Origin of the sequence: Bacillus sp. ISL-57 (assembly GCF_018613135.1) — a bacterium.
GTDB classification, from domain to species: domain Bacteria; phylum Bacillota; class Bacilli; order Bacillales; family DSM-1321; genus Peribacillus; species Peribacillus frigoritolerans.
The window spans coordinates 778,495-805,096 of the sequence record NZ_JAGGQV010000002.1; the positions used below are offsets into that span (position 1 = coordinate 778,495).

Here is a 26,602-nt window from a genome sequence, read left to right on the forward strand (position 1 = left end):
ACGATTGGCTGAAGCTCTTTTTCACTTAATGATAAGTGGATGGTCCTTTGCATCATAGGTTTCATCTTTCCGGCATAAATCATTGTTTTCCTGAAATACACTTTCAAAGAAACGGCTTGCTGGTTCAGCCAAGACTTGATAGTACTGGCTAAATAAAAGAGCAGCATGATTCCCATTCCACTTAGAAGGCAGAAGTTCCTTTGGCAGGCCCGGATCAATGAATAAAAACTTACGGTATTCATGCACCAAGTTCGTTCGTTCCACAAAACAATCTGCATCGGACATTTCGCCCCTGCTAATGATGCTTTGATGAACGATGAATTGTTTACTGTATTTCTCGATGAATTCTTCATATTTATTTTCAATCTCTTCTAATTGCCAGCTTTTCTCTACAAGCGATTGGTTTTCTTTTGGACCTTTGTACTCCGAGATGAAAAAATCAACATATTCATCTATGTCATATTTCTCGATCAAGCGATTGATTTGCTTCTCCAAATCATTGGGGGAAATCCAGCAACCACTTGAAAAACTGCCAAACCCGCTCCATAATAATTCTTTGCGGAGATCATCCCGTAATTGCCGCTTATCTTCAGGGATCGTGTACATTAAGATTCGCCATTTACCATCCCATTCATTCGGTTTCATCTTATATATGCGATTGGCCGCTTCATCCATTCTCTGCACACCGCGATCAGTCAAAAAATAATAGCTTTTATTTCCCTGCTTCTCTGACTGAATCCACCCTTGCTTGACCATTCGTGAAACGGCTACACGAACGCCCTGCTCATTATGGCCGAATTCCTTTAACAAACGAATTAAACTGCCTATCCAGATTTTACTTCCATAATTACGGATATAATCGCCGTATATCGTAAAAATCATGGATTGTGTATTAGTACCTATCTTTCTCACCTCGCCCTAACATTGTTACTATTTTCACACGGAAGACATAATAATTATTATATCTTTTTAAAATGAAAGCGCAATATTATTTACCAGTAAATCGCGCTTTTCTCCGTTCACTGAATGCCAGGAGCGCTTCCGATCTATCTTGAGTCGGAATGGTCAATTCATAGGCTTTTCCTTCTATGGCCATTCCCGTTTGCAAGTCCGTATTCATTCCTTGGTCAATCGCATATTTGGCTTGTTTGACTGCAATCGGCCCATTCTTCATGATATTGGCTGCCAATTCCTCACAGGCTGACATTAGACGATCCCTTGGTACGACCTTCAAAAGGATCCCTAATTGACATGCTTCTTCCGCAGTCAATTTTTTTGCGGTGAAGATCAATTCCTTCGCCTTCATTTCCCCAATCAATCTCGGCAGCCGCTGTGTCCCGCCTGCTCCCGGAATAATGGCCCAGCTAGTTTCAGTGAGCCCCAAAGAAACACCTTCCGCAGCAATTGCAAAATCACATGAAAGCAGCCATTCAAATCCTCCCCCCAATGCATATCCATTGACGGCAGCCATTGTCGGCTGCGGAAGCCCTGCGATACTATTAAAAACATCACGAATCGCTTTAACGTTCCTTCTTACTTCCGCATCATTCAAAGACTTTCTTTCTTTCAAATCCGCTCCCGCGCTGAATGCTTTTTCCCCTGCACCGGTGAAAATGACGACACGGATATCATCGTCATAATAAACGGCATCGATGACTTCCTGCAGTTCACAAAGTGTCTCATAGTCGAAGCAGTTCAATACGTCGGGCCGATTAACTGTTATATAGCCGATTTGATTTATCACTTTATAAATAACCTTGGACATGAGTCTCCTCCCCTTTTGAAAAAATGACCCTTATGCAGATAAAATTAATAAGGGCCATACGCATAATCATTCTTTTTCAATATTTTCTATAATGGCAGATATGCCTTGGCCGACGCCTACACACATCGTCGCAAGGCCATAGCGCACTTTCCGCTTTTTCATTTCGTGGACGAGGGTTGTTAAAATACGAGCCCCGCTTGCACCGAGCGGATGACCAAACGCTATTGCCCCTCCGTTGACATTCACTTTCTCCTGATCCAATTTCAACTGCCGGATGCACTCCAAGGATTGGGAAGCGAATGCTTCATTCAATTCCACCAGCCCGATGTCACCAATCGTCAAACTCGCCCTCTCCAATGCTTTTTTAGTGGCATGAATCGGACCAAGGCCCATAATGGATGGTTCCAAGCCCGCTACAGCCCCTACAACATATTTGGCCAGTGGCTTCAATCCAAGCTCCCGTGCTTTTTCTGCACTCATCAAAAGCAATGCCGAGGCTCCATCATTTACACCTGAAGCATTACCGGCCGTTACAGTGCCGCCTTTAAAGATCGGTTTGAGTTTTTCCAGCTTTTCGATGGTCGTGTCAGGACGAGGGTGTTCATCTTTATCGAAAATGACCTCATTCCCTTTTCGATCCGTATATCGAACAGGTACGATTTCATTAATGAAACGCTCATTTTCCACTGCATTTTTCGCCCTTTGCTGGCTTTGATAAGCGAATTGATCTTGGTCCTCCCTTGAAACAGAAAAACGCTGGGCGACGTTTTCAGCCGTTTGAGGCATGGAATCCGCACCATACATTTCTTTAAGTTTCTCATTCGTGAAACGCCACCCGATCGTTGTATCCTGAAGTTCCATTGAACCCCGCGGAAATTCACTCTCAGGTTTGGCCATGACGTACGGCGCCCTTGTCATGCTTTCAGTACCCCCTGCGATATAAATATCGCCTTCACCTACAGCAATGGAGCGTGCTGCATACATGACGGCATCCAATCCGGATCCGCATAAACGATTTATTGTCGTTCCGCCTACGTTTACGGGAAGACCAGCTAGAAGGGCGGACATCCGGGCCACATCGCGATTATCCTCTCCCGCTTGATTTGCATTCCCGAAGATGACATCCTCAATTTGATTTGGCGGCAGCTCTGGATTACGATCTATCAGCGCCTTGATTACAATTGCGCCGAGGTCATCCGGGCGAACGCTTTTCAATGCGCCTTTATATCTTCCGATTGGTGTTCTCACAGCATCAATGATCACAACATCCTTCATTTCCTCACCAACTCGCCATCTTTTGTATAATCGTACACACCCTTACCAGACTTACGGCCTAGCCTGCCAGCTTTAACATACTGTTCAAGGAGGGGAGCCGGGCGGTATTTCTCACCCAGTTTACTATGTAAATATTTTAAATTATTCAAACGGGCATCCAATCCCACCAAATCACCTAGTTCGAATGGTCCCATTGGGTAATTCAGTCCTAACTTTATTGCCTTATCGATTTCTTCTGGTGTTCCTAAGCCTTCTTGAAGCATAAAAAACGCTTCATTTCCTACCAAACAGCTGATCCTGCTTGTAACAAACCCAGGGAATTCATTTATGACCACGGTCTCTTTCCCCATTTTTTCGGCTACCTCTTTTATTACGGCTGCCGTTTCATCACTTGTTTCAAGACCACGTACAATTTCAACGAGCGGCATTTTTTGTACAGGATTGAAAAAATGCATGGCAATCGTTTTTTCGGGACGCTTTCCATAAGAACCAATTTCCGTCGGACTCATCGTGGAAGTATTGGTTGCAAAGTAACAATCTTCTTTTGCATGGACTTCAATCGTTTCGAAGACTGCCCTCTTGATTTCCGCCTTTTCCGGAACTGCCTCTATGATCAAGTCGGCATATGCTGCTGATTCTTTCAGATTGGCAGAATAGGTAAATCTGCTTTTTGCAGCTGCCGCTTCTTCCTCGGTAATTTTTTGGTAGCGCAAACCCTTTTCAAAAATGGAGTCGATCTCTTTTCTGGCACTTTCCAAAGCATCCTGATTCACATCCACAAGCACTACATTAAAGCCTCCGGTTGCTCCTACATAAGCTATTCCCCTGCCCATGACACCAGATCCGACAATCACTAGATTTCTAATCATTCGTTCATTCCTCCTTCAAAAATAAATAGGGCTGACTGCGGATGAATCAGATCAGCATTCAACCATACCTGAATTACTTTTCCGACATACCGATCAGCCAGCCGTCTATTTTTTTGTTTTATTGAATTCCAAAGGGATTTAAGGGACGGCTTCCATGATAGGAAATGATGCTTTTCGTTTCTGTATAAAGATCAAGTGTCTCAATACATAGTTCCCGGCCAAATCCTGATTGTTTATACCCTCCGAAAGGTGTTCCTGGAAATGCGGAGAATGGGCAATTCACCATGACGATTCCCGCTTCTATTTGATTGGCCACTCTAGTCGCACGCCCGCCATCTTTTGTCCATAGAGCTGAACCCAAACCGAATTCCGTATCATTCGCGAGCCTCACAGCTTCTTTTTCATCTTTGAATTTCATTATGACAACGACCGGCCCGAATATTTCCTCTTTCACTACATCCATTTCATGATTGACATTCGTTATGACCGTCGGCTCATACCAATAACCGTTTTCGAAGCCTTCAATGACCGCTGGCTTTCCGCCTGTCAGGATCTTCGCTCCATCTGTAATGGCAGATTGGACATAATTGTCGATGACATCCAATTGCCCTTGATCTATGACTGCACCGATGTGTGTTTCTTTGTCGAGCGGATTGCCCAATTTCAATTTTTTCGTCTTTTCTACGAATCTGGCAACGAACTCATCGTATATGTCTTCGTGAACGTATAAACGGGATCTAGCTTCGCAAGACTGCCCAGTATTATAGAAAATTCCATATAATGATCCATCGATGGCTGCTTCAAGGTCTGCATCTTCAAAAACAATATTAGGGGACTTACCGCCAAGCTCCAATGTGACCCTTTTTAATGTCTGTGAAGCCTTGCCCATAAGATCTCTGCCGATTGGAGTAGAACCCGTGAAGGCCACCTTATTCACTTTCGGATGCTGAACAAGATAATTCCCTACGTCTGATCCAGGACCTGGAATGATATTGACCACGCCTGAAGGAACACCTGCTTCTAAACAGATTTCCCCTAAAACAATGGCCGTCAGTGGCGTTAACGAGGCTGGCTTAACGATTACTGAACAGCCGACTGCGATTGCAGGTGCGATTTTCCATGCTGCCATCATCAAAGGGTAATTCCAAGGGATGATTTGAGCACAAACGCCTACTGGCTCTTTTTCCGTATAGTTATGGAATTGACCAGGCACATTATTCACGGATCCGCGGTGTGCAACTAAAGCGCCTGCATAAAACTCGAAATCTTCAATTGCCTGCATGACTTGGCCTTGCGCTGCAGAAATGGATTTGCCGCTGTTCAGGACTTCCAATTCAACCAATTCATTAAATCGTGAACGCATGATCGCTGCAATTTTGTTCAAAACACGAGACCGTTTATTAATCGGAGTCCTCTTCCATTTCCCGTTATCAAATGCTTCACGTGCAGCTTGAACAGCCTTTTCTGCATCTTCCTTGGTCGCCTTTGCAACCTTGGCAATGATTTCACCAGTCGCAGGGTTATACGCATCAATTGTGGAACCATCAGAGCTTTCCACTCTTTCCCCATTAATGATCAGATGATAATAATCACGCTTCATTTCCGCTTTTTCAAATGCCGCCTCTTGTACTCTAACCATGTAATCCCACTCCCTTTTCTATATTACTTGCCTATGAATTGAGCTTTCCTTTTTTCAGTGAATGCCGCCACACCTTCTGCATAATCCTTCGTTAAGCCAGCAATGCGCTGACCCTCCGCTTCTTCTTTTAAGTATTCTTCCAGTGAAAGATGATAGGACGCCTCTAAGTATCTTTTGATTAATCCGATTGCCTTTGTTGGTTTGTTTGCGATATTCTCTGCAAAGGCTTTCAAATGCTCGTTCCATTCATCCACACCGACCACTTTTGTAGCTAGCCCGATATTTTCCGCCTCGCTAGCCGTAACCTTTTCCCCCAATAAAGATAATTCAAGGGCTTTCGCATGACCAACGATTCGCGAAAGGTAATACAGATTCCCCGAATCAGGAATCAATCCGATATTGACAAAGGCATTTAAAAAACTGGCTTTTTCAGATACAAGCCGAAAATCGCATGCCAGCGCCAGGCTGAAGCCAGCACCTGCAGCCACTCCATTGACTCCTGCAATGATCGGTTTTTCACAGTTTGCCATTTGCTCCATCATCGGACCGTAATCTTCGCGCAGCTTCTGGCCTAAATTCATGCCCTCATCAACATCCGATAAATCCTGCCCCGAACAAAATGCCCTGCCTTCCCCAGTAATGATAATGGCCCGCACTTCATCTGCCCCCGCGGATTTTTTGATCGCTTTCTGTATTTCCTTATTCATTTGGGACGTAAAGGCATTTAGTTTATCAGGACGGTTCAAAGTAAGCCATGCCACTCCATTTTCAACCCTATATTTGATGGTTTCGTACATAGAGCACCCCTTATCCGCCTGTAAAATCCGGCTCTCTTTTTTCAACAAATGCTTTCATTCCTTCTTTTTGGTCCTCAGATGCGAAAAGGATATAAAAGTTCTTCCGTTCAAATTGCATGCCCTCATATAAGGTGTAATCAACGGCCTTATTGACTGATTCTTTGATCAGCCTTACAGCTAACGGGGGTTGCTTTGCTATCTTTCTAGCAAAATCAACCGTTTCTTCCATTAACAATTCAGGTGCCACGATCTTATTAATGAAACCATATTGCAGCGCTGTCTTTGCCTTTATCCTTTCAGCCGTCAACATCCATTCAAGTGCCTTTGTCTTGCCTACCAATTTCGTCAACCTTTGGGTTCCCCCCGCACCAGGCATGACCCCTAGTGTCACTTCCGGGAAGGAAAATTGGGTATCGCTGGCGGCAATCAGGAAATCACAGGATAAAGCAAGTTCAAAACCACCGCCGAATACAAAACTTTTCACCGCACCAATCACAGGCTTCTTGACTAGGCTTATTCGGTCCCAATCGGCAAATTGGTTCGTTAACTCCATGCTGATCGGATTGTCGTTCACCATCTCGTCAATATCAGCTCCAGCTGAAAATGCTTTTCCATTGCCCGATAGCAAGATCACCTTCACTTGCGGGTCCCGGTCGAATTCTTCCATGGTTGAAACTATTTCCCTTACCATTTTCCTGTTAAGGGCATTCAGTTGCTTCGGCCGATTTAAAGAGATATAACCAATGCCATCCGCGATTGACGTTTCGATGAATTGAAGCGCATTCATTTTATTTCTTCACCGATCATCATCGTTACAAGTTTCCCGGCAAAGCCCATTAGGTCTTTCCCTGATGCTTTTCCTTCCGGGGAACGCATTCCTTGTTGCAATGCATCATGGTCTTCATAATACATTTCACAAAGGATATAATACTCAGAGTCTTTGCCCATTGGGGTCCCTACAATTTTAGTGACCTCCATTTTTTGAAGACCAGGAATTTTTTCCGTTATCGGGCCATGTACATTGAAATAGTGCTCATCGAACTCTTCCTTGTTTTCAGGTTGTTTGTATAGGGCGATTAACTTTACCATTTTATAAAACCTCCATTATATTAGATTATTTTTATCATCGGTTTCATCGCTTCGAACGGATTTTTACATGCTTTACAATATAAAATGCTGCGGCAGGCAGTAGGGCCGAAGATATTTTCCATCGTTACATATGTCGATTCACAATATGGGCAATCCACATGCCATGATCCATCACTTTTCATTTGTCGAGGAGGAGGGGAGATTCCGAAAACCTTCAATCCAGCTTTCCCCTTTTCCGTAATTCGATCGGATGTCCAGGAAGGGGAACGTAAAAATTCCACACTTACATTTTTTACGGCAGGCAGCTGTTTAAGGGCTGTTTCCACATTTTTTTGAATGATCGACAATGCCGGGCACCCTAGAAAAGTTGGCAGCATTTTTACCGAGACGTCCTGGCCCGAAACCGTCACGTCTTCAACCATCCCTAAATCCAGAATACTTACTGTATCGATTTCGGGATCTTTAACGTCTTCCAGGAGCTTATAGATTTCTTTTGTGTTTAACTGTACGGTCGACATGGTACCCCTCCCCTTTCTATTGAATTACCATGAAGCTGCTTTATCTGTTGCGTATACTTCACTTAACGTTTTTAGCGCCTTTTCCAAATCTTCCGTATGCTGGCCATTACGGCCATCACCTCTTGCCATGCCCATTTCAATAGTTGTTGCCAAGCCGACACTTTCAAAAATTGGTATGATAGCCTCAATCCATTTTTTCTGTAAGTCAGCTTCGCCCTCTATCAAGCCGAGCTCCACCATTTCTTCTCCATATTGTCCAAGTGAAAATACGCCGGCGAAATCCGGCATTGTTTTCTCAATTGCCGCTTTCATTCTCGAAACCGCTTCTTCGTGACCAGATCCCAGCAATTGGACGAACCAGGTTTTCCAGTGCATCAAATGATAGTAAAGTTCCATCTGTACCTTTTGTGCCACCTCGGCAAGCGGTTCATATGAACATGAATGAAGGGATTGAACCTTAATCGCTTTGGCTTGGGTATAAAAATAATTCCGCACTACCGCAAACGCCCAATCATAATCCGGGTCTTTCATATAGTGGCCAGGACCATTGACCAATTCGAGAATGATCGCATTGCGCCGTTCCTTGGCGGGACGGTCGTGAGCCAGCTTATCCGCATCTCCTTCACCGAGTTCTTCAAGTAATTTATAATATATGGCTGCATGCCCCATCGTGTCTTGGGATATCGAGGCGGATGCAACATCTTCTTCGATATGCGGTGCGAGTCCCAACCATTCTGCTCCACGGTATGAATGGATGAAGTCATCGTCCGCCAGTTGAAACAGCAATTCCTTGATTGCGAAGTCCTTCAATGATTCATTCTTCATTTTTCACGCCTCCAGCCCAAGACATTATCTCTTTTTCATCTAGCATTCCCTGCTCATACTTCCGCCATTTTTTCTTTAAATACCCGTACCCTTTTGTGGTCCTGTAGTCTTTATTATCGATACGTTGAAGCGTTTTCTTTTCCTCGGCCGTCATTTTCCGTATATTCCGTCTTTTCACGACCCAGATATCATCAACCGCTTCACGTCTCATGAAGTTTTCTTGTGCCATCATGATGGCGATATCCTCATTCGGGGCGAGCAGGCTGAAGTGGTATTGAACGGGTGATGATTGCGTTTTACGGCTGAATACTTCAAATTCTTCAAAGTAATTTCCTTGTCTAGTTTCCATAGCGTCCTTCCCCTTCCCTTAAATGACCTTTGGCGCCAATGCCTCGCGTACCCATTTATTTTTTTCATAAGAATTTCTTCGAAGACTTAAGCGATCCTGCGAACGGGGACCTTCATTCCTTGCGAACACCTTCAATTTCCCCCAATCGGGTTGTTGGTAAATCCAGGTTTCAGATGCTTTGTCAAACCTAAGCGTTTTATCCGGAATGCTGAAGCCGAGTGAAAGGATCCGCTTCACATATTTGGAAAAAAAAGCTTGCCGAAGTTCTTCATTCGTACTGGTTCTGATTTTGTACTTAATCGTTATATCCTGTTTGGATGAGCCCACTTCTTTCTTACTCGGAGGTCCAAAGAAGAGTAACAAGGATTCCCACCAATAATTGATGGAGTCTTGAACCAATTTCCTTTGTTCTTCCGTCCCTTCAGCCAAAGCCATGATTATCGCTTCACCATGCTGGGCGTGAAAAACTTCTTCCGCGCAAATCCTCTGTAATGCCCGGGCATAAGGCCCGTATGAGGCGCCAAGCATGTTCGTCTGGGAAATGATGGCTGCACCATCAACCAACCAGCCAATCAATCCAGCATCGCCCCAGGATTTGGCTTCCATATGGAAGACATTATGAAACTTTAAATCTCCTTTAAACAAATCTTGCATGAGGTCATCCCGTTTTTTACTGTAAGGCTTTAGCAAATCTTCGGCGACGCGAAGCAATAATTGCCCATGCCCCATTTCATCCTGTACCTTTGCCATGATTCCAAGTTTCCTATTTAAAGTCGGGGCTTTAGGTACCCATTCCTTTTCTGGAAGCGCCCCCATGATTTCACTGATTCCATGCATCGATATTAATTTGATTAAAGTGCCCCGGTATTCTTCAGGCATCCAATCATCCGCCTCTATCTTTTCTCCCGCTTCGATTCTGGCAATGAATTGATTTAGCTTTTCTTCTCCTGCCATATCATTTAAAAGAACGTTCATCCAAATCACCTCTTTTTTATAATGTAACGTTAATATAACGTTATTATATTTTACCGTTATACTTAATGCAAGACTATTCTGTCTTTTTTAAAAATAAAAGGAAAATTTCTGGGTTTCTTTGAATTTTTTAATCCACTAAAACTTTAAAGGGCGAAGTTTCCACCTTGATAGAATCTGTCGGACAACCCTCCACCGCATCATCCAGATCATCAAATAAACCTTCCGGGACCTCTGCAGTTCCTTCATTTTCATCCAGGATGACAAATGCCACTCCCTCATCATTGTAATCGAAGATTTCCGGTGCAGCGGCACCGCATGCACCGCATGCAATACAGGTTTCTTGATCCACAACTGCATATTTAGCCATGATGCCTTCCTCCTTATCTCAATTTCATTAATTCTTTCTTCTTTCCCTACCGTCCAATTATCGTAACGTCCACTGCATTTTCTTATTCATATACCCTTTTACCCACTGCCCCATTCATACGCTAATGATTTCATCATTCCGTTTATCCACGACACGAATGGCTTTCCCTTCTGAACGCGGAATGCCTTTTGGGATGTTAACAACAATATCCATCGTTACAAGACATGTGGATTTCATATGATGTTGAATCGTTTTCTTTAATTTCTCTACTTTTATATGCGCTAAGTCTTCTCCAATCTCCCTGTAGAAACCGCTTTCAATTTCTATATGCAGTTCAACACTATCCATATTCCCCTTCTTAACGAGGTGAATCTGGTAATGAGGAACAATACCCTCCATTTGGAATAACACACGCTCAATTTCAGATGGAAATACATTCACTCCCCTGACTATGATCATATCATCCGTTCTGCCTTTAACACGGGACATTCTTGTTGTGGTGCGTCCGCATTTACATGGTTCATGGGTAATGGAGGCAATATCGCCTGTACGATAACGAATGATTGGAAGCGCTTCCTTTGTAAGGCTTGTAAAGACAAGTTCCCCATCCTCGCCGTCCTCAACCGGTTCAAGTGTATCCGGATTAATGACCTCGACAAGAAAATGGTCTTCTGCGATATGCAGTCCATCCTGTGCTTCATGACATTCAATCGCAACTCCCGGCCCCATAATTTCACTTAAGCCGTAAATATCGATGGCTTTCAAATTCAGTTTCCTCTCAAGTGTTGCCCTCATTGCCTCCGACCATGGCTCAGCTCCAAAAATCCCATACTCAAGCCCATTATCAGCAGGATCGATTCCCATCTCTTCCATCTTTTCAGCGATATTCAAAATATAAGAAGGGGTTCCGCAAATGCCGCGCGGTTTAAAATCATTGATGATCGTAATCTGGCGATCGGTATTCCCTCCTGAAATAGGTACTGTCGCAACTCCTAGCTTTTCTGCCCCACAATGCAAGCCCAGGCCCCCTGTAAACAGACCATATCCATATGCGTTATGGAAAATATCTGACTTGCGGCCTCCTGCAGCTACAATTCCACGTGCGACGATCGTTGCCCAGTTTTCCAAATCGTTTTTCGTATACCCGACAATGGTAGGCTTTCCGCTTGTTCCGGATGAACCATGAATGCGTGTCACATCCTCCATTGGAACGGCAAATAAACCGAAAGGATACTGATCACGAAGAGTCTGTTTTTTTGTAAAGGGAAGCTTTATCACATCGCTTAGAGTTTGAATATCTTTTGGATCAAGGCCCATCTCATCAAATTTTTCTCTGTAATAAGGTACATTTTCATATACATGGCTTATCGTTTTCTTAAGGCGTGTCATTTGTAGACTTTCCATTTCGGCACGCGTAGCCGTTTCAACTTCCGGATTGTACATTGTTTCAGTCCCCCTTATTTGGTCCCCATAGGACCTCTCTTTCATAACGATAATTACACGGAATTCAAATTAGTGTTATGCTTAATTTTAAGATTAATACGTCATTTATACGTTGTCAATCATGTTTTCTTGAATTCATCAAAAATGACAGAATAAACAAAAAAACAAAGTTTTAATTTACTAAATTTTCTGATTATGTTAACTTTAGCATTGATATATCATTTTATCTAAGCATCGTTTCAAAAACGTCCTACAATTTAAAGGGGGATTATTATGGAATCACCAGCTAAAACTGGGCATTCACCATCAGGTTATGACAGCGGAAACAAGTATCGTCAATTAATTGAAACGGAAGAATTCAAGGAACTTATCCAAAAGAAAAAAGCTTTTATCGTACCTGTCACTCTCTTCTTTCTTGCCTTTTATTTTGTTCTGCCTATTTTAGCTGCTTACACAGAAGTACTGAAAGGTGAAGCTTTTTTCCATATTCCTTGGGCTTGGATATATGCACTTCTCCAATTTGCCGTCGTATGGATAGGAGGAATCGTCTATATCAAAAAATCCGCGAAGTATGACAAGCTGGCTAAAAATATCTTGAAAAAATATGAGAAGGAGCTTGGCGAATGAGCATTTTATCCCTCACACTTTTTTTGGGCATCATTTTGTTAACGCTTACAATAACCTATTACTCTTCTAAAAAGACGAAAAATGCCAGTGATTTTTATACTGCCGGGGGCGGATTGACAGCATGGCAAAATGGATTGGCCGTAGCAGGTGACTTTATGTCAGCAGCTTCTTTCCTGGGAATTACAGGTGCAATCGCACTGATTGGTTTTGATGGCTTTTACATGAGCATCGGTAACCTTGTTGCCTTTCTTGTTCTATTGTACCTTGTGTCGGAACCACTTCGCAATTTAGGTAAGTTTACGCTGGCAGACATGATTTCAGCACGCTTCAAATCAAAAAAAGTGCGAGGGATAGCTGCCGCCAATACACTTGTCATTTCAATCTTTTACATGATTGCACAACTTGTGGGTGCAGGGGGATTGATTAAACTGCTGCTCGGCATCGATTATTGGCTATCCGTCCTTCTTGTCGGAGTATTGATGACGATTTATGTAATTTTCGGCGGGATGAGAGCGACAAGCTGGGTGCAGATCACCAAAGCGGTTCTCTTGCTAGGCGGTTCCGCTGTGTTGACGTTCATCGTATTTTCCCGTTTTAATTTCAACATTTCAGAGATGTTCCATCATGTCCAAACTGCAACACCGCTTGGAAAGGAATTTTTGCATCCTGGAAATAAATACACCGATGGACTCGACATGATTTCATTTAATATGTCGCTTGTCCTCGGGGCAGCCGGCCTTCCGCATTTACTCGTCCGCTTCTTTACAGTAAAGGACGCAGCTACTGCAAGGAAATCCGTCGTTTATTCCACATGGTTTATAGGATTATTTTTCATCATGACCATATTCCTAGGTTTCGGCGCTGCATCTTTCGTCGGGTTTGAGCGGATTGTCGAAGCAAACCCTGCTGGAAACATGGCCGCTCCTCTTCTTGCATTAACAATGGGCGGTGAATTTTTATTCGCCTTCGTTTCTGCTGTAGCATTTGCCACCATTTTAGCGGTTGTGTCCGGTCTTGTTTTAACGTCTGCATCCGCTTTTGCACACGATATATACGGTGAAATCATCAAGGAAGGAAATATTACGGAAAAACAGCAAGTACTCGTTGCCCGATTGGCTTCTGTCGGTGTAGCTGTCATTTCGATTCTACTTGCTTTATTCGCACAATCAATGAATGTCGCTTTTCTTTCAGTCCTCGCGCTTGGGATTGCTGCCAGTGCCAATTTACCGATCATCCTTTGCACAATATATTGGAAACGCTTCAACGCAACCGGAGCGATCACAGGAATGTCATGCGGTTTACTCAGCTCCATCATACTGGTCATGCTTAGCCCCAATGTATGGAATCCGGAACCTGGAATGGGGATTTTCACAGGCGATCCCCTCTTCACGATGAGCAACCCGACCATTTTCACCGTGCCGCTCGGCTTTATTGGAGCTTATTTAGGCACAATCTTGTCAAAGGCAAAAGATGAGGAAAACAGGTTTGCTGAAGTACTGTTCAAATCAAACACCGGATATGGGATAAGTTCAGCAAAAGACCATTAATAAGGGGGATTTCCATGACCACACATTTAGATAAGGATATTCACGAATTGCATTACGATCAAATCAAACAAGTACTGGTCGACGAACCATATGCTTCTTTTCTAGGGATGAGGCTGACGAAACTCGGTCCCGGCACAGCGGAAGCAGAATTGATTCCAAGTGACCACATGCTAAATAGCCACGGAACGGTTCATGGTGCCATTATCTTTTCACTTGCTGATTACGTGTTCGCAGCAGCCAGCAATTCATATGGCAAAATAGCGGTTGGCGTTTCAAACAGCATCAATTTCTTATCAGCTGGCAAACGGGGGGAGACTTTAACTGCCAGAGCAGAAGAGATCAAGAAAAACCATAAACTGGCCTGGTATAAAATAGACATGTTAAATGAAAGGGAATTGATTGCAACCATGGAAGCGATGGTATTCAGGAAAAATCAATATTTCGTCGACCAAGTTGAATAAGTAACGTTTGAAACCTGACAAACAATCCATTTGTCCGGTTTCCTTTCCCTTGATTTGCCAAGGATACGTACGCATAGAAATAAAAGGGGGATTCCCGATTGGAATCCCCCCCTCTATTTTATAATCCTTCTTCTAGTTATTGACCGCAATACTGGAACCTATCTCTATTAACGACTCCGCATTCCCGTTCACTTATCCCATCCGTCTGATAAGTGATTTTCCCTCCATGCCTTCCCCATGATCATGGACAGGTTTGCTGAAATCCACATGGACATCCATTATTCAAAGAGTTCCTTGTGATGCTGCCATTTTCTCCTTCTTTCCTACATATACATCCAGTGCAGCCTGCAAAGCCTCTCCCCGATTAACTTGGAACCCCTTGCGCAAAAGGACAGCTTCCAAGGAGGCCAATACAAACAGGATGTTTTCTTTCCTGCAACTGAATCCCATGGTCCCAATTCTCCAGATTTTCCCGTGAAGCGGACCAAATGAGGAAGCGATTTCGAGGCCAAATTCATTCAACAGCATGTCTCTTACAGCTTCACCATCGATTCCTTTTGGAATTTCAATGCAAGTTACACACGGAAGTTTGTTTTTCCCATCCCCGAATAACATTAGTCCCATTGCCTTGATCCCTTCAACGAGAGCAGCTTCGTGGAGTTCATGACGGGCAAAGCGCGTTTCCAGACCTTCTTCGAGCACAAGGCGCAATCCTTCACGTAACGCATAAATCATGGAAGTTGCTTCTGTATGATGATTCAAACGACGCGGTCCCCAATAATCCTGCAGCATGCTTAAATCGAAATAATTACTGGCAATCGGACGGCTGAGCGAAACCTGTTGGTTGTCTTCATCGGTGGCTATACCACGTTCCACCTTTTTGCGGGACAGGATGATTTCTTCTATTCGCTCATTATACGTAATCGGTGCCATACCGGAAGGAACGGACAAGCATTTTTGTGTCCCTCCTATCAATCCATCAATACACCATTCGTCCACCTTAACATCGGTGCCCCCGATGGAAGCAACCGCATCCACAACAAGCAGGACACCCAATTCACGGCAGGCCCTCCCGATTTCCTTCAAAGGCTGCATACAACCAGTGGAGGTTTCCGCATGCACGATTGCTGTTATTTTTGGGGAGACTTTCTTGATTTCCGCAATGACTGCTTGCGGTTCGAACACTTCTCCCCAAGGACATTCCATCGTATGGACTTCAGCTCCGTATCGCTCACAGATTTCCACCAATAAATGACCGAACCTTCCGAATATAGGAACCAGGACCTTATCCCCCGGCTCAATGATGCTGCATAGAATCGCTTCATTACCGGATCTTAAGGTGCCATCTATCGGGAACGCCCATTTATTTTTGGTTTGAAAAACCAAACGCAGCATTTCCATCACTTCATTCATGATAGTGGTGAATGCAGGATCGAATTGCCCTAATATCGGTGTGCTCATCGCCCTTAAAACACGCGGGTCAACTTCGACCGGTCCTGGTGTCATGATCGTTCTCATCGGTGCATTCAATTCTGTATATGCCATTTTTACCAACTCCTTCAATAGGCTATTTTATAAAGTATTTCATTCAAAAATCCGATTCCCTTATCCATATCCATCGCAACAGGTTTGACATCGATCGATTGTGAAACCCCAGCTTCATTTCCGCTTTATTTGCCATGGAGTCGAGATCGAAAATGTCCTTACAAAAACCTTTCAAAAACCTCTTCCTCTCCGATGCCATTCGGAACATTGAATTCCGAAGCCAGACGACAGCATCCTTCCTTTATGAATGGGGATGGTGCCCGCATGATCACTTTTACCAATGATTTTCACCGTATAAAGGCGGTGACGCCCCATCCTTGTCCGTTTCCATATGGGAACTGGTCGGAATGATTCCACCGGAGGGACCTAAATCATACACTATCAAAATATATAATAAGTTTTTTCCCATCCTCAGCTTTCATTGCCTGCTGAACGCTCATCCTTTCCTTGGAATATAATATCCGTGTCACCCCATTACTCTCTGTTCCCCCGAAAAATGCTAACCATTCTATCATCGAACGCAACATCATCCTTTTCATCTATTAATTTTTCGTTTTGATTGCCCATCATATCGTTTCCCTTCGCAATAGCCTTTGATGTCATGAACATTCACAAAATTTATCTCATCTATTATTTTACTTGCTTTCGCCTTTAACTTCATTGACAATTCTGTTAGTATTTCGGTGTTTTTTTGTGCAAAATAACCAACTGAAAGACAGCCAATAATGTATTTATATATAAATCTCTATGATCAAAAGAACTTTTGTTATAGTCAGCGCCTTATCATATTTCACTAGTATTTTTTGATAAATTAAGATACTGGTTCTACTTATGCCGGCCAAATTAACTTTTGATGGACTGCGAACCTAAAAAGATGATGTCTAATCTTTGTAACATCTAATTCACATATGTTTTATTTGCTTTTTCTTTTTATAAAGAATTAGACCAAAATGGGGAACAAGTAATCATGATCACTTGTTCCCCATTTTATCGAATAATCACTTATTTTAATCCTAAGCCCCGTATGAATTACTATAACATTGCATCCTGGTTGGTCTCAATGCCCCAGAAATCACTTAATGTTTACACTTATTTTCCTTCGCTTCAATGCGTCGTCGATGCAGGATAGGCTCAGTATACCCACTTGGTTGGTTACAGCCTTGAAACACTAGGTCGCATGCCGCTTGAAACGCCACAGAGCTGTCGTAATTATCCGCGATACATTGATAGGCTGAATCTCCACTGTTTTGTTCATCCACTACTATAGCCATTCGTTGTAAAGTCTCCAAAACCTGTCCTTTGGTACAAATTCCGTGGTGAAGCCAGTTAGCGATATGCTGACTCGAAATTCTTAGTGTGGCACGGTCTTCCATCAACCCTACATTGTTGATATCGGGTACTTTGGAACAACCAATTCCTTGTTCTACCCAACGTACAACATAACCGAGGATACCTTGGGCATTGTTATCCAGCTCTTGCTGAATTTCTTCCGGACTCCATTCGGGGTTTTGAGCCACCGGGATTTCCAAAATATCATCACGTAAATTTACTGGATTCTTTTTCAACTCGTCTTGCACCTTTTTTACATCCACTTGATGATAATGAAGAGCATGCAATGTTGCTGCAGTCGGTGAAGGCACCCACGCTGTATTCGCCCCCGCTTTTAGATGGCCAATCTTTTGCGTTAGCATTTCCGCCATCATGTCCGGCATTGCCCACATTCCCTTACCAATTTGAGCTCGACCTTGAAAACCGGTTGCTAGACCTATATTGACATTCGATTTTTCATAAGCTTGTAGCCATTTTGATCCTTTCATGTTATTTTTGAGGATCATAGGCCCGGCTTCCATAGAAGTATGAATTTCGTCTCCCGTTCGATCTAAGAACCCAGTATTAATAAAGGCCACCCTTTCTTTAACTTGGCGGATACAAGCTTTCAAGTTTAATGAAGTTCGACGTTCTTCGTCCATAACGCCAATTTTCAGTGTATTTCGCTGTAGACCAAGCATGTCTTCCACGCGATCAAAGAGCTCATTGGCAAAAGCCACCTCTTCGGATCCATGCATTTTTGGCTTAACGATATAAACTGATCCTTTAGATGAGTTTTGATATTTACCATTCCCCAACAGGGAATGTTTGGCAAGTAAACTAGTCATGACTGTATCCATAATCCCTTCAGGAATCTCCTCACCATTTGCATCCAGGACAGCGTTCGTGGTCATTAAGTGTCCCGCGTTACGGACAAACATAAGTGAACGACCAGGTAAAGAGAATTCTTCTCCATTTGGTGCTCTGTATAAACGATCCGGGTTCATTGTACGTGTCATCATTTTATTATCCTTTTTGAAACTTACAGCCAGATCCCCCCTCATAAGACCTAACCAATTTCGATAGACCAGGACTTTATCATCAGCATCCACTGCCGCAACAGAATCCTCACAATCCATAATGGTCGTAAGAGTAGATTCCATTAGAATGTCCTTAACGCCAGCTTTATCTATTTTACCGATCGGATGACTTCGATCAATCTGAATTTCAAAATGCAACCCATTATTTTTCAATAATATCGCCGATGGCTTTCCGTATTCACCTTGATTGCCAACTAGCTTAGATTCCTCTACTAAACTCGTAATTTCTCCATTTCTGAGTGTAACAGCTAATTTCCCATCTACTACTGCATAATTTACAGCGTCTTTATGTGAATGGTCCTTTAAAGGAGTTACTTGATCAAGAAAATCCTTTGCAAATGAAATGACTTCTCCACCGCGTACTTCATTGTAGCTCCCTTCTCGGTAGGCTCCTTCTTTTTCGCTAATAACATCAGTACCATATAGGGCATTATAAAGGCTTCCCCACCTTGCATTTGAAGCGTTAATAGCATAACGAGCATTATCAACCGGGACAACTAGCTGCGGACCGGCTTGGAAGGCAATTTCATCATCTACCCCTCCTGTCGTAATATGAAAGTCTTCTCCTTCAGGTTCGAGATAGCCAATTTCTTGTAAAAATGTTCTATATTCAGCAAAGTCCATCTCTTTATTTTCTCTATGCCATGTATTGATTTTGGTTTGAATTTCATCACGACGAGCTAACAATTTTTTGTTTTTTGGAGACATGTCATGTACCAATTTTTCAAAATCAACCCAAAATTGTTCCTGATTCAGTTCGCTTCCAGGCAGCCCATCTTTATTGATAAATTCAAAAAGTACCGAAGCCACTTGAAGATTACCTACTTTCACATATTCTCCCATGATGTATTCCTCCTCTAAAAATTAGTTTGACTACCGGCATACGCCGAGATAATTTTCTTAAACCTGGTGATCTCCCCCCCCTTTTAACGGGTTCAATGCTTAATTTGTTTTCGATTTCAAGTTCTCGAATTTATTGTTTTGTTATCTTATAATCAATTTCAAGTTTATCGTTAGAGATGTCAATGTGGTATGAACACCTTTTTCTTCAATTGTAAAATGAAATCCCATTTTTTTAGAACACCCACCTTATGTTTCCGTTTCCTGGTAGATATATCGGTTACTGCCCAACTTCCAATTTGGTTGTTAATTTATTCCAATTAATGAATTTTTCCAAAAAGATCGATATAATGACACCCATAATGAGACCATTTGTAATGAAAGGCTGCAAGAGGACAGGTAAACTGCCGAATAATGCTGGCGGGATGTTCATAATGCTAACTCCAACTAGGACTGGCCCCGCTATACGGAGTATCGTTTCAGAGTTGAATAACGTTCCTTTCAGGCTGTTTAATGCGGTCCCGAACAATTGAAGGTATGCGACAAATAAAACAGCGTTACCTATTGTTAATGGTATTGTTCCTAAGAATCTCCCTAATGGCGGTATAACTCCAAGGAGAGTAAACAAAAATCCGCTTATAATGAATGGCTTTCGTTTAAATAGCTTGGTACTTTGTAAAAAACCTATCGTAGATGTAAATGGTGTAAAAGGGACCAAGCCAAAAAACGAAGTGATAAACGCAAAAATACCTGTTACAAAAATAGATCTCCTGTATTGACTATGTTCCACCTTTTCCTTGTATACATCTGCAACAGCTTGAATAGAAGCGAAAGAATTCGTTAAATTCAGAAGGACCGCAAAAAAGGAAACAAAAATAATACCAATATTCAAGTTTGGAGTTCCAAGGGGAAAGAAAGTGAATGCCATACCTGAAGAGCTAGCCGTCGGAAGATCTGAAGGGAAAATAATTCGATATAATGACCATCCAACGATAATTCCGATCAGGATTGAGAAATTGCCTAGTATTTTCCCTCCTTTAATCCTTAAAAAGCCGACGAAGATGACAATCAAGATTGAAAACAAACTGACAGGGAGATCGATTGTTCCACTTTCGGTTATTTTAAACATACCTTTGAAGAAAATAAAAATGAGCTGAAAGGTCAGTAAAAATATATAAACACTTATCACCATCGGCTTAATTACTTTTTGTATGATATAAATCAGGTTAAATGCCGCAAGCAGTACGGTTACAGCTCCAGCCAGCAAAACACCTGTTGCAATTCCTCCCCCTACGGTTGCAAAATCCAATCCGAGTGCAGATGCAGAGATGCCCATATTTATCATCAGCCCCCACATTAGCCCCGAGTGGCTGTCCAATAATGGATAACGATGTCCAATCCAGGCCTGCAGAATACAGGATATGCCTGTAAAGATAAAGGAGCATCTTATCGTCATTTCAATTGTTTCTGTAGGAAGTTGGAATGCTGCTCCTACAGAAATTGGTACGACAACCGTATTGGCAAAAATAAAAAAAAGCCACTGTAAAGACGAGAATAATGTTACAGTAACTCCTTGCTGTTTCATCTTAATCATCACCATTTCCGATTTCTGGATTTTTTGTAAAATCAGTTTGCTAGTTTTTAAGGAAGCCAATCGTAAACATTACAAATCATCACTTTTTTATAAATAAAAATATAAGCGAAGCGCTGTCTTCATTACATCGCTTCGCCTTAATCACTTTTTTTGTTTTTTAAAGAAGAAACTTAAATTATATTGTAATGTTTAATAATCTTAACCTTTTCTAATATCTTGTTATATCCATAGGCAATGCCCCTGCAGCAAAGCCTACAAACATGAATCGACTGTTTCCTGTATTACGCATACCATGAATTTGATTAGGCTTGGCCAATACTACCATTCCTTTTCTGATCGTAATCTCATTCTCCAGATCAGGAAAGTATGTTCCTTCCCCCTCAATGCAAACCCAAATATCATCAACATTCGAATGGGAATGTAAATATACTTCCTGCTCAGGTTCAAGACACCAAACTGCCCCGACAGTTTTATCCGTTTCATAGAAATAATTTTTTTGTGGTGCATTAGAATCGAATTTTGCTATTTTATCGATTTCAAAAACTCTTTCCTCTATTATCGACTTTTTGTTCAAAATTACATTCTGGTCCATACCTCAGCACCTCTTTTATATTTAATGGTTTTGAATTACACTTACCGGATCTCCCTAAAATACAATTCTGCCCGCATTAAATCTCTTGAAGTTGTCATTTACTCATTTCTTCTAAATGATGTGACCTTTTACAAGGATGCATCGCGATTACAATCTTTAGAGTAAACATAAGTTAAATTTTCTCTGCCTACCGCATAGGCTGCTTGATGTACATATGGACCCATAAAAATGTAATCTCCTTTCTTTACGGGAACCCACTGATTATCCAGGTTATACATCCCTTCTCCCGAGAGTAAGTAGGCTCCATGTTCTTGCACATGTGTTTCGATGAACGGATGAGATGCAGCGGGATCAAAGGAAAGAATATGAAAATTCATATCAAAATCTATATCAGCAGGCAAAAGATCCTTAAGATGGACATTATGCATATCATCATAAATCCTGAATTCAATGTTGTTAGCATGGTTTGAATGGACCCAAGGCCTCCGTCCTTCAAGTGGACGATACTTTTGCTTATATAGGAATAGTTTAGAATCTCCATCCGATTGGTTTTCTAAATACATCTTTGTTCCTGGCGGACAGTATAAATAACCGCTTTCACCGAGGACAAACTCTTGTTCACCTGCAGCAGCTTTTATTTTCCCTTCAATAACATAGACAAATGTCTCAACATTATCTTGTCCACCAAACCCCTCGCTGTTCTTTCCTCCCTTTTGCATTGTCACAATGTAATCGACAAAGCTTGCTCCAAGCTTTGGAGAACCCAAAATGGAAATGATACAATTCTCAAATCCCGGAACAACATTATTAACCAATCCTTCAGGTGCAATTAAAGCATATTTACCGTGCTCAATTATTGATCTGCTTGCTAATAAATCTTTAGGATAACCCATCTTTTAAACTCTCCTTTTAATCGTATTTTATTTGAAAGTATGTGCCTCATGGTGTGCCCTGGTTTCCGCTATAAATCAACTTATAATTGAAGCTTGTTTCCATATATTATTAGCTTGTTAGAAACGATTAAGTCCCTTATATAAATATTAACCGCTTTCATTTAATTAGTCTTTATGCCTATTCGATAAAAACGTTTTATATTTTTGTTCATTATAGATAAAAAGATTTTCTCCAGCCCTTTATGCTTAACGACCCTAGATTTTAATTTTTTCCACAGTGGTAATGCTTCCATTTTCAAAAACAATAGCCCCATTGACGATCGTTGTTGTTACTTGCCCTTTGAATGTCCTGCCAACATAAGGCGACTGCTGATGGCGGTAGAACAAATCTTCCTTTTTCAGCTCGAAGCTTTTGTTCAGATTAACTATTGCCAGATCAGCGTCGCTATCAACGGCTATTATCCCTTTATGGGGATAAAGGCCAAATAACTTAGCTGGATTCGTTGATGTTAATTCAACAATTTTCCCCAGAGGAAGATTACGGTTGAAATGCCCCTCCGTCAACATAATATTGAGCGTAGATTGGGCACCGGAAATCCCACCCCAGGCACTAAAAAAGTCATTATTTATTACTTCTTTCATAGAAGCAGGTGCTGGTGAATGGTCGGATGCTATTACGTCAATTTCACCGTTTGCCACAGCTTCCCATAATTGTTCTACTTCTTCATCATCACGCAGTGGAGGGCAGCATTTTGCCAATCCGCCTTTTTCCTCTAAGTCTTTTAATGTCAAAGATAAATAATGAGGGCATGTTTCTACCGTAATATCCAGGCCTCTTTGCTTTGCCTGATTGATGACCTCCACTACTTTGCGGCTGCTCGCATGAACAATATGCAGTTTACACCCTGTAGCTTCTGCATATGAAATTATTCTTCTTACCGCTTCAATTTCGGAAATTATCGGTCTTGATTCGACGAAGTCTTTTGCAGTCGTCTTATTTTGTCTTTGTTTTTCTTGTGCAAGCTGATCACAAATGACTGTACTTTCAGCATGAACGGCTAAAAGTGAACCTACAGAGGCGATTTCTCTCATCCCTTTAAAAATCGTACTATCATCAACATGATTGAAATCGACAATTCCGCTCGGTGACATAAAAGCTTTAAATCCAATTACTCCATTTTCATCAAGTTCCTTAATATTCTCAATATTTTCCGGTATAAGTCCACCCCAAAAGCGGCAATTGATTACCGACTTTTCTTCGGAGCAAGCTCTCTTTAATGCCAGATATTCTTTATTGATTGTTGGTGGTGTACTGTTCAATGGCATATCAAAATAGGTTGTCACCCCACCTGCCGCTAAACTTCTGCTACCAGTTTGAACACCTTCCCACTCAGTTCTGCCTGGCTCGTTGAAATGAACATGAGTATCAATTAATCCTGGGAGGATGTGCTGCCCCTCAGCATTAATTTCTCTTGTTGCTAAAGCATCAATATTCTTTCCAATAGTCACTTCTTTAATTTTCCCTTCCTTAATTGCAATATCTCCTTGAACAATCGAATCAAACATTACCAGATTTCCATTTCTAATGAGTAAATCATATGTAGCCATAGGTTCATTCCTTTCCATGGGAAATCAAACTTTATAAAAACTTTTAAGGAGAATCCTCTTTACAAGTTGCCTGATGAAGAAACGAACATTTCTTTGGGCAGCTGAAATCGTATATATTCGGAATTAAATACAACTATTACATTCTGAACATCGTTTTGAGGTTTAGTAGATTCCACTAAAACTTCTATCAAGCAATTTTGGAATGAAACTTACAATCCATTTCCCAACTTAATCGCATCCACCTTTATGGAAACGGGAAGCGAGATGCGCAGCCTTGGCTGTTATCTTGTTTTGTACGGCACCCTCACCAAGGTCGTCAATACTGATTCATTTTTTTAATATTCGGACTCTTTTTCTGACTATTTCACGTTTCCATCAATTAAGCCCCTTTAACCACATCCTCTCGTTTCTGTTGCGCTTTTTAAAACAAAAACAATATAGATGAACGAATGCGAGCATCGTACCAGAAAAATATAGAGCAATTAATAGCTTGAGAGCAGGCAAAAACTGGCGGATTGTATGCGCTTCAAAAAATAAATATAGTTTCTAAATATAATAAAAACTTGGGATTCAAGGAATGTAAAAAAAATCTTGAAAACAGTTTCATTAACCTTCAATCCTCTATACAATTGATTATAAGCGGATTCATTCACAAAATCATTATGCGGTGTAAACAATTTCCATTTAAATTTTTGTCCAAATTTAACAAGATTCGTTTGCTTCCCTTTCTAGTAATAAAAACTGACAAAATGTAGAATTAGAAGGTGTATGATGAAAAAGGTAGAAGATTTATTTATCGTTGATGTGTTTCAAGAAGCCAAAATTATTGCTGGACATGCCGGACTTAAAAGGAAAGTAGAATCAATTGAGATTTCAGAAACACCAGATGCCATCAATTTTTTAGCTAAGAACTCACTATTATTGACAACAGGATACGCTTTTAAAAACGACCCTCATGCATTATGCAATCTCATTTCCCAAATTAATGAACTACCATGTGCAGGGATTGCCATTAAACTTAAAAGATTCATTGATAAGATCCCGCAGGATGTAATCGAATTGGCTGACTCATTAGAATTTCCAATTATTCAAATTCCAGAGACATTAACATTAGGTGCGGTTGCTCATCAATTATTAAGCTTTATATGGGATAACCAAATTGAAGAGTTATTCTATGCGATGCATATTCACAAGGAATTTACCAATATGATGATAAAAGGCTACAGTCTGAATTCTTTAATTGAAAATCTTGGCTCCCTATTAAAATGTCCTGTTCTACTACTTGATCCTATTGGTGATGTGACATCCTTTTCTCATCATTTTCGTACAGGAAATATGAAAATCGTCATGAAAAATGTTCAAGAACAAATTAAACGTGATATAGAAACATACCTGGAGAAAAACCAGCTTACTATCGACATCCAAAATACGGACATTTCTATAAAGATGTTTCGGGTGAAAACAATGCGTCCCTATCCCTATTTTCTATTAATTCTTCACCCTGAGAAGCTTTCATACCCATCTTCACAATTAGCTATAGAACAAGCATCAACAGTCATTTCATTCACGCTACTTAAAAACGAGGCCATTAGAGAAAACAGTCGTTTGTTAGAAAATAACTTTTTTGCTTCCCTTGTTGATGGAAAGATTTCTAACAAACAAGAAATTATTCATAGGGGAAAACAGCATGGCTTAATCGACAATATGAAATACGTATGCATTGTGTGTAAGATTGATGATGATAAACAAAACGCTTTACAAAAAAGTGCAGACATAATGAATAAATTATACGACTATTTATATAAATTTTTACATAAATCATTTTTAAAAATAGATACTAACAACATCGTTTTTATGAAAGATGGATATTTTGTTATTTTGATGCAAGCTCCTCTGAATATTAATGATTCGATTAAAAGCATAATAGAAGAAAGGCTGAAGGAATTCCAGAATGAGGCTTATTCAAATCTGAAAATTTCGTTGTCGTTTGGAGTTGGTAACTTTTCTAATGACCTTACCTATATCCACCTTACATACGAAGAGGCAGTGGAAGCATGGACAAATGGGGCTGAACTGTTTCAAAATAAATTTATCAACTTTTACGAGACCAAGCAATTAATCGAACTGATTCGGTTAATTCCCGAAAAAGATTTAAAAAAATTTTATGAAAATACTTTACGTTCTTTATCCTACCCGAAAAATAAAGATGAAAAAGACTTAGTTAATACCTTATTGGTATATTTGGATAATAATTGCGAACTTGCTATTACATCCAGGAAACTGTTTGTTCACCGTAATACCGTTAAATACCGAATTGCCAAATGTGAGGACATGTTGAATTATTCCGTTCATGATGCAAAAAACTCACTTCATTTACGTATAGCTTTACTCATGAGTTCAATTTTCAGGGGTAATAGTGATTAATAAGTTATTGTAATCACTACTAAAGCAGATATTGACTGAAGGTAAACTGCTCTACGCAGACAGAGATCAATATAAAGAGTAATTCTCGACTTTATTTTCTGGAAGTGTCTTGGATTATGAGGAATTCAGGAATTTCAGTGGCTTTTTAATGA

The 26,602-nt window shown here is 41.2% G+C and carries 25 protein-coding genes; 5 read left to right on the forward strand and 20 right to left on the reverse strand.

Translation table 11 applies throughout. The features are described 5' to 3' along the window. Positions 1 to 21 precede the first annotated feature (21 nt). From paaX to J7I90_RS07135, 14 genes are all read right to left on the reverse strand, one after another. Positions 22 to 903 (reverse strand): phenylacetic acid degradation operon negative regulatory protein PaaX, encoded by an 882-nt coding sequence (gene paaX, locus J7I90_RS07070; protein WP_095391064.1) that lies wholly within the window; start codon positions 901 to 903, stop codon positions 22 to 24. 85 nt (positions 904 to 988) lie between these two features. Further along, positions 989 to 1,765 (reverse strand): enoyl-CoA hydratase-related protein, encoded by a 777-nt coding sequence (locus J7I90_RS07075; protein ID WP_214769763.1) that lies wholly within the window; start codon positions 1,763 to 1,765, stop codon positions 989 to 991. 66 nt (positions 1,766 to 1,831) lie between these two features. After that, on the reverse strand, positions 1,832 to 3,040 hold the full coding sequence (locus J7I90_RS07080; protein WP_214769766.1) for an acetyl-CoA C-acyltransferase: 1,209 nt from the start codon (positions 3,038 to 3,040) through the stop codon (positions 1,832 to 1,834). Then, positions 3,037 to 3,909, reverse strand: a complete 873-nt coding sequence (locus J7I90_RS07085) for a 3-hydroxyacyl-CoA dehydrogenase (RefSeq protein WP_214769769.1) — start codon at positions 3,907 to 3,909, stop codon at positions 3,037 to 3,039. Before J7I90_RS07085 ends, J7I90_RS07080 begins: the two co-directional genes overlap by 4 nt. 118 nt (positions 3,910 to 4,027) lie before the next feature. Next, positions 4,028 to 5,548: an aldehyde dehydrogenase family protein gene (locus tag J7I90_RS07090; RefSeq protein ID WP_214769772.1), complete on the reverse strand. Its 1,521-nt coding sequence runs from the start codon at positions 5,546 to 5,548 to the stop codon at positions 4,028 to 4,030. Between the two features lie 23 nt (positions 5,549 to 5,571). Next, positions 5,572 to 6,345, reverse strand: coding sequence for an enoyl-CoA hydratase-related protein (locus tag J7I90_RS07095; protein ID WP_214769775.1), 774 nt, complete (start codon positions 6,343 to 6,345; stop codon positions 5,572 to 5,574). Between the two features lie 10 nt (positions 6,346 to 6,355). Then, positions 6,356 to 7,132: an enoyl-CoA hydratase/isomerase family protein gene (locus J7I90_RS07100; protein ID WP_214769778.1), complete on the reverse strand. Its 777-nt coding sequence runs from the start codon at positions 7,130 to 7,132 to the stop codon at positions 6,356 to 6,358. Beyond that, positions 7,129 to 7,434: an EthD family reductase gene (locus tag J7I90_RS07105; RefSeq protein ID WP_034314904.1), complete on the reverse strand. Its 306-nt coding sequence runs from the start codon at positions 7,432 to 7,434 to the stop codon at positions 7,129 to 7,131. The genes J7I90_RS07100 and J7I90_RS07105 overlap by 4 nt, the downstream gene beginning before the upstream one ends. A gap of 20 nt (positions 7,435 to 7,454) precedes the next feature. After that, entirely contained in the window at positions 7,455 to 7,952 is a 498-nt protein-coding gene (gene paaD / locus J7I90_RS07110; RefSeq protein ID WP_214769781.1) for a 1,2-phenylacetyl-CoA epoxidase subunit PaaD, read from the reverse strand. Positions 7,953 to 7,976: 24 nt separating this feature from the next. Continuing rightward, a complete protein-coding gene (gene paaC, locus J7I90_RS07115) occupies positions 7,977 to 8,777 on the reverse strand; it encodes a 1,2-phenylacetyl-CoA epoxidase subunit PaaC (protein ID WP_214769784.1) in 801 nt (266 codons plus the stop codon). After that, a complete protein-coding gene (paaB, locus tag J7I90_RS07120) occupies positions 8,767 to 9,126 on the reverse strand; it encodes a 1,2-phenylacetyl-CoA epoxidase subunit PaaB (protein WP_034314912.1) in 360 nt (119 codons plus the stop codon). The genes paaC and paaB overlap by 11 nt, the downstream gene beginning before the upstream one ends. Positions 9,127 to 9,144: 18 nt before the next feature. Further along, positions 9,145 to 10,101, reverse strand: a complete 957-nt coding sequence (gene paaA / locus J7I90_RS07125) for a 1,2-phenylacetyl-CoA epoxidase subunit PaaA (protein ID WP_214769786.1) — start codon at positions 10,099 to 10,101, stop codon at positions 9,145 to 9,147. Positions 10,102 to 10,228: 127 nt separating this feature from the next. Further along, a complete protein-coding gene (locus tag J7I90_RS07130; protein ID WP_214769789.1) occupies positions 10,229 to 10,468 on the reverse strand; it encodes a ferredoxin in 240 nt (79 codons plus the stop codon). Positions 10,469 to 10,582: 114 nt separating this feature from the next. Further along, complete coding sequence (locus J7I90_RS07135) at positions 10,583 to 11,911, reverse strand: phenylacetate--CoA ligase family protein (RefSeq protein WP_214769792.1); 1,329 nt, start codon at positions 11,909 to 11,911, stop codon at positions 10,583 to 10,585. A gap of 273 nt (positions 11,912 to 12,184) precedes the next feature. On the opposite strand from J7I90_RS07135, the gene J7I90_RS07140 reads away from it, so the two are divergent. The 3 genes from J7I90_RS07140 to J7I90_RS07150 are packed head-to-tail and all read left to right on the forward strand — an operon-like array spanning position 12,185 to position 14,546. Further along, positions 12,185 to 12,538, forward strand: a complete 354-nt coding sequence (locus tag J7I90_RS07140) for a DUF485 domain-containing protein (RefSeq protein ID WP_214769795.1) — start codon at positions 12,185 to 12,187, stop codon at positions 12,536 to 12,538. After that, a complete protein-coding gene (locus tag J7I90_RS07145; RefSeq protein ID WP_214769798.1) occupies positions 12,535 to 14,085 on the forward strand; it encodes a solute symporter family protein in 1,551 nt (516 codons plus the stop codon). The genes J7I90_RS07140 and J7I90_RS07145 overlap by 4 nt, the downstream gene beginning before the upstream one ends. Before the next feature lie 14 nt (positions 14,086 to 14,099). Next, positions 14,100 to 14,546, forward strand: a complete 447-nt coding sequence (locus J7I90_RS07150; RefSeq protein WP_214769801.1) for a PaaI family thioesterase — start codon at positions 14,100 to 14,102, stop codon at positions 14,544 to 14,546. Between the two features lie 282 nt (positions 14,547 to 14,828). On the opposite strand, the gene J7I90_RS07155 is transcribed toward J7I90_RS07150, so the two are convergent. Then, a complete protein-coding gene (locus tag J7I90_RS07155; protein WP_214769804.1) occupies positions 14,829 to 16,091 on the reverse strand; it encodes a pyridoxal-phosphate-dependent aminotransferase family protein in 1,263 nt (420 codons plus the stop codon). Positions 16,092 to 16,283: 192 nt separating this feature from the next. On the opposite strand from J7I90_RS07155, the gene J7I90_RS07160 reads away from it, so the two are divergent. Beyond that, positions 16,284 to 16,442: a hypothetical protein gene (locus J7I90_RS07160; protein WP_214769807.1), complete on the forward strand. Its 159-nt coding sequence runs from the start codon at positions 16,284 to 16,286 to the stop codon at positions 16,440 to 16,442. A 725-nt stretch (positions 16,443 to 17,167) separates the two neighbouring features. Here J7I90_RS07160 and J7I90_RS07165 read toward each other — a convergent pair. From J7I90_RS07165 to J7I90_RS07185, 5 genes are all read right to left on the reverse strand, one after another. Beyond that, positions 17,168 to 19,342 (reverse strand): malate synthase G, encoded by a 2,175-nt coding sequence (locus J7I90_RS07165; protein WP_214769810.1) that lies wholly within the window; start codon positions 19,340 to 19,342, stop codon positions 17,168 to 17,170. 277 nt (positions 19,343 to 19,619) lie between these two features. Continuing rightward, a complete protein-coding gene (locus tag J7I90_RS07170) occupies positions 19,620 to 20,924 on the reverse strand; it encodes a uracil/xanthine transporter (RefSeq protein ID WP_214769813.1) in 1,305 nt (434 codons plus the stop codon). 217 nt (positions 20,925 to 21,141) lie between these two features. Further along, positions 21,142 to 21,525: a cupin domain-containing protein gene (locus J7I90_RS07175; RefSeq protein WP_194719361.1), complete on the reverse strand. Its 384-nt coding sequence runs from the start codon at positions 21,523 to 21,525 to the stop codon at positions 21,142 to 21,144. 128 nt (positions 21,526 to 21,653) lie between these two features. Next, positions 21,654 to 22,418 carry a (S)-ureidoglycine aminohydrolase gene (gene allE / locus J7I90_RS07180; protein ID WP_214769816.1) on the reverse strand — a complete coding sequence of 255 codons (765 nt, stop codon included), beginning with the start codon at positions 22,416 to 22,418 and terminating at the stop codon, positions 21,654 to 21,656. A gap of 255 nt (positions 22,419 to 22,673) precedes the next feature. After that, positions 22,674 to 24,044, reverse strand: a complete 1,371-nt coding sequence (locus J7I90_RS07185) for an allantoinase (protein WP_251025122.1) — start codon at positions 24,042 to 24,044, stop codon at positions 22,674 to 22,676. Between the two features lie 753 nt (positions 24,045 to 24,797). Here J7I90_RS07185 and J7I90_RS07190 point away from each other — a divergent pair. After that, positions 24,798 to 26,450 (forward strand): PucR family transcriptional regulator, encoded by a 1,653-nt coding sequence (locus tag J7I90_RS07190; RefSeq protein ID WP_214769819.1) that lies wholly within the window; start codon positions 24,798 to 24,800, stop codon positions 26,448 to 26,450. Positions 26,451 to 26,602: the final 152 nt, after the last annotated feature.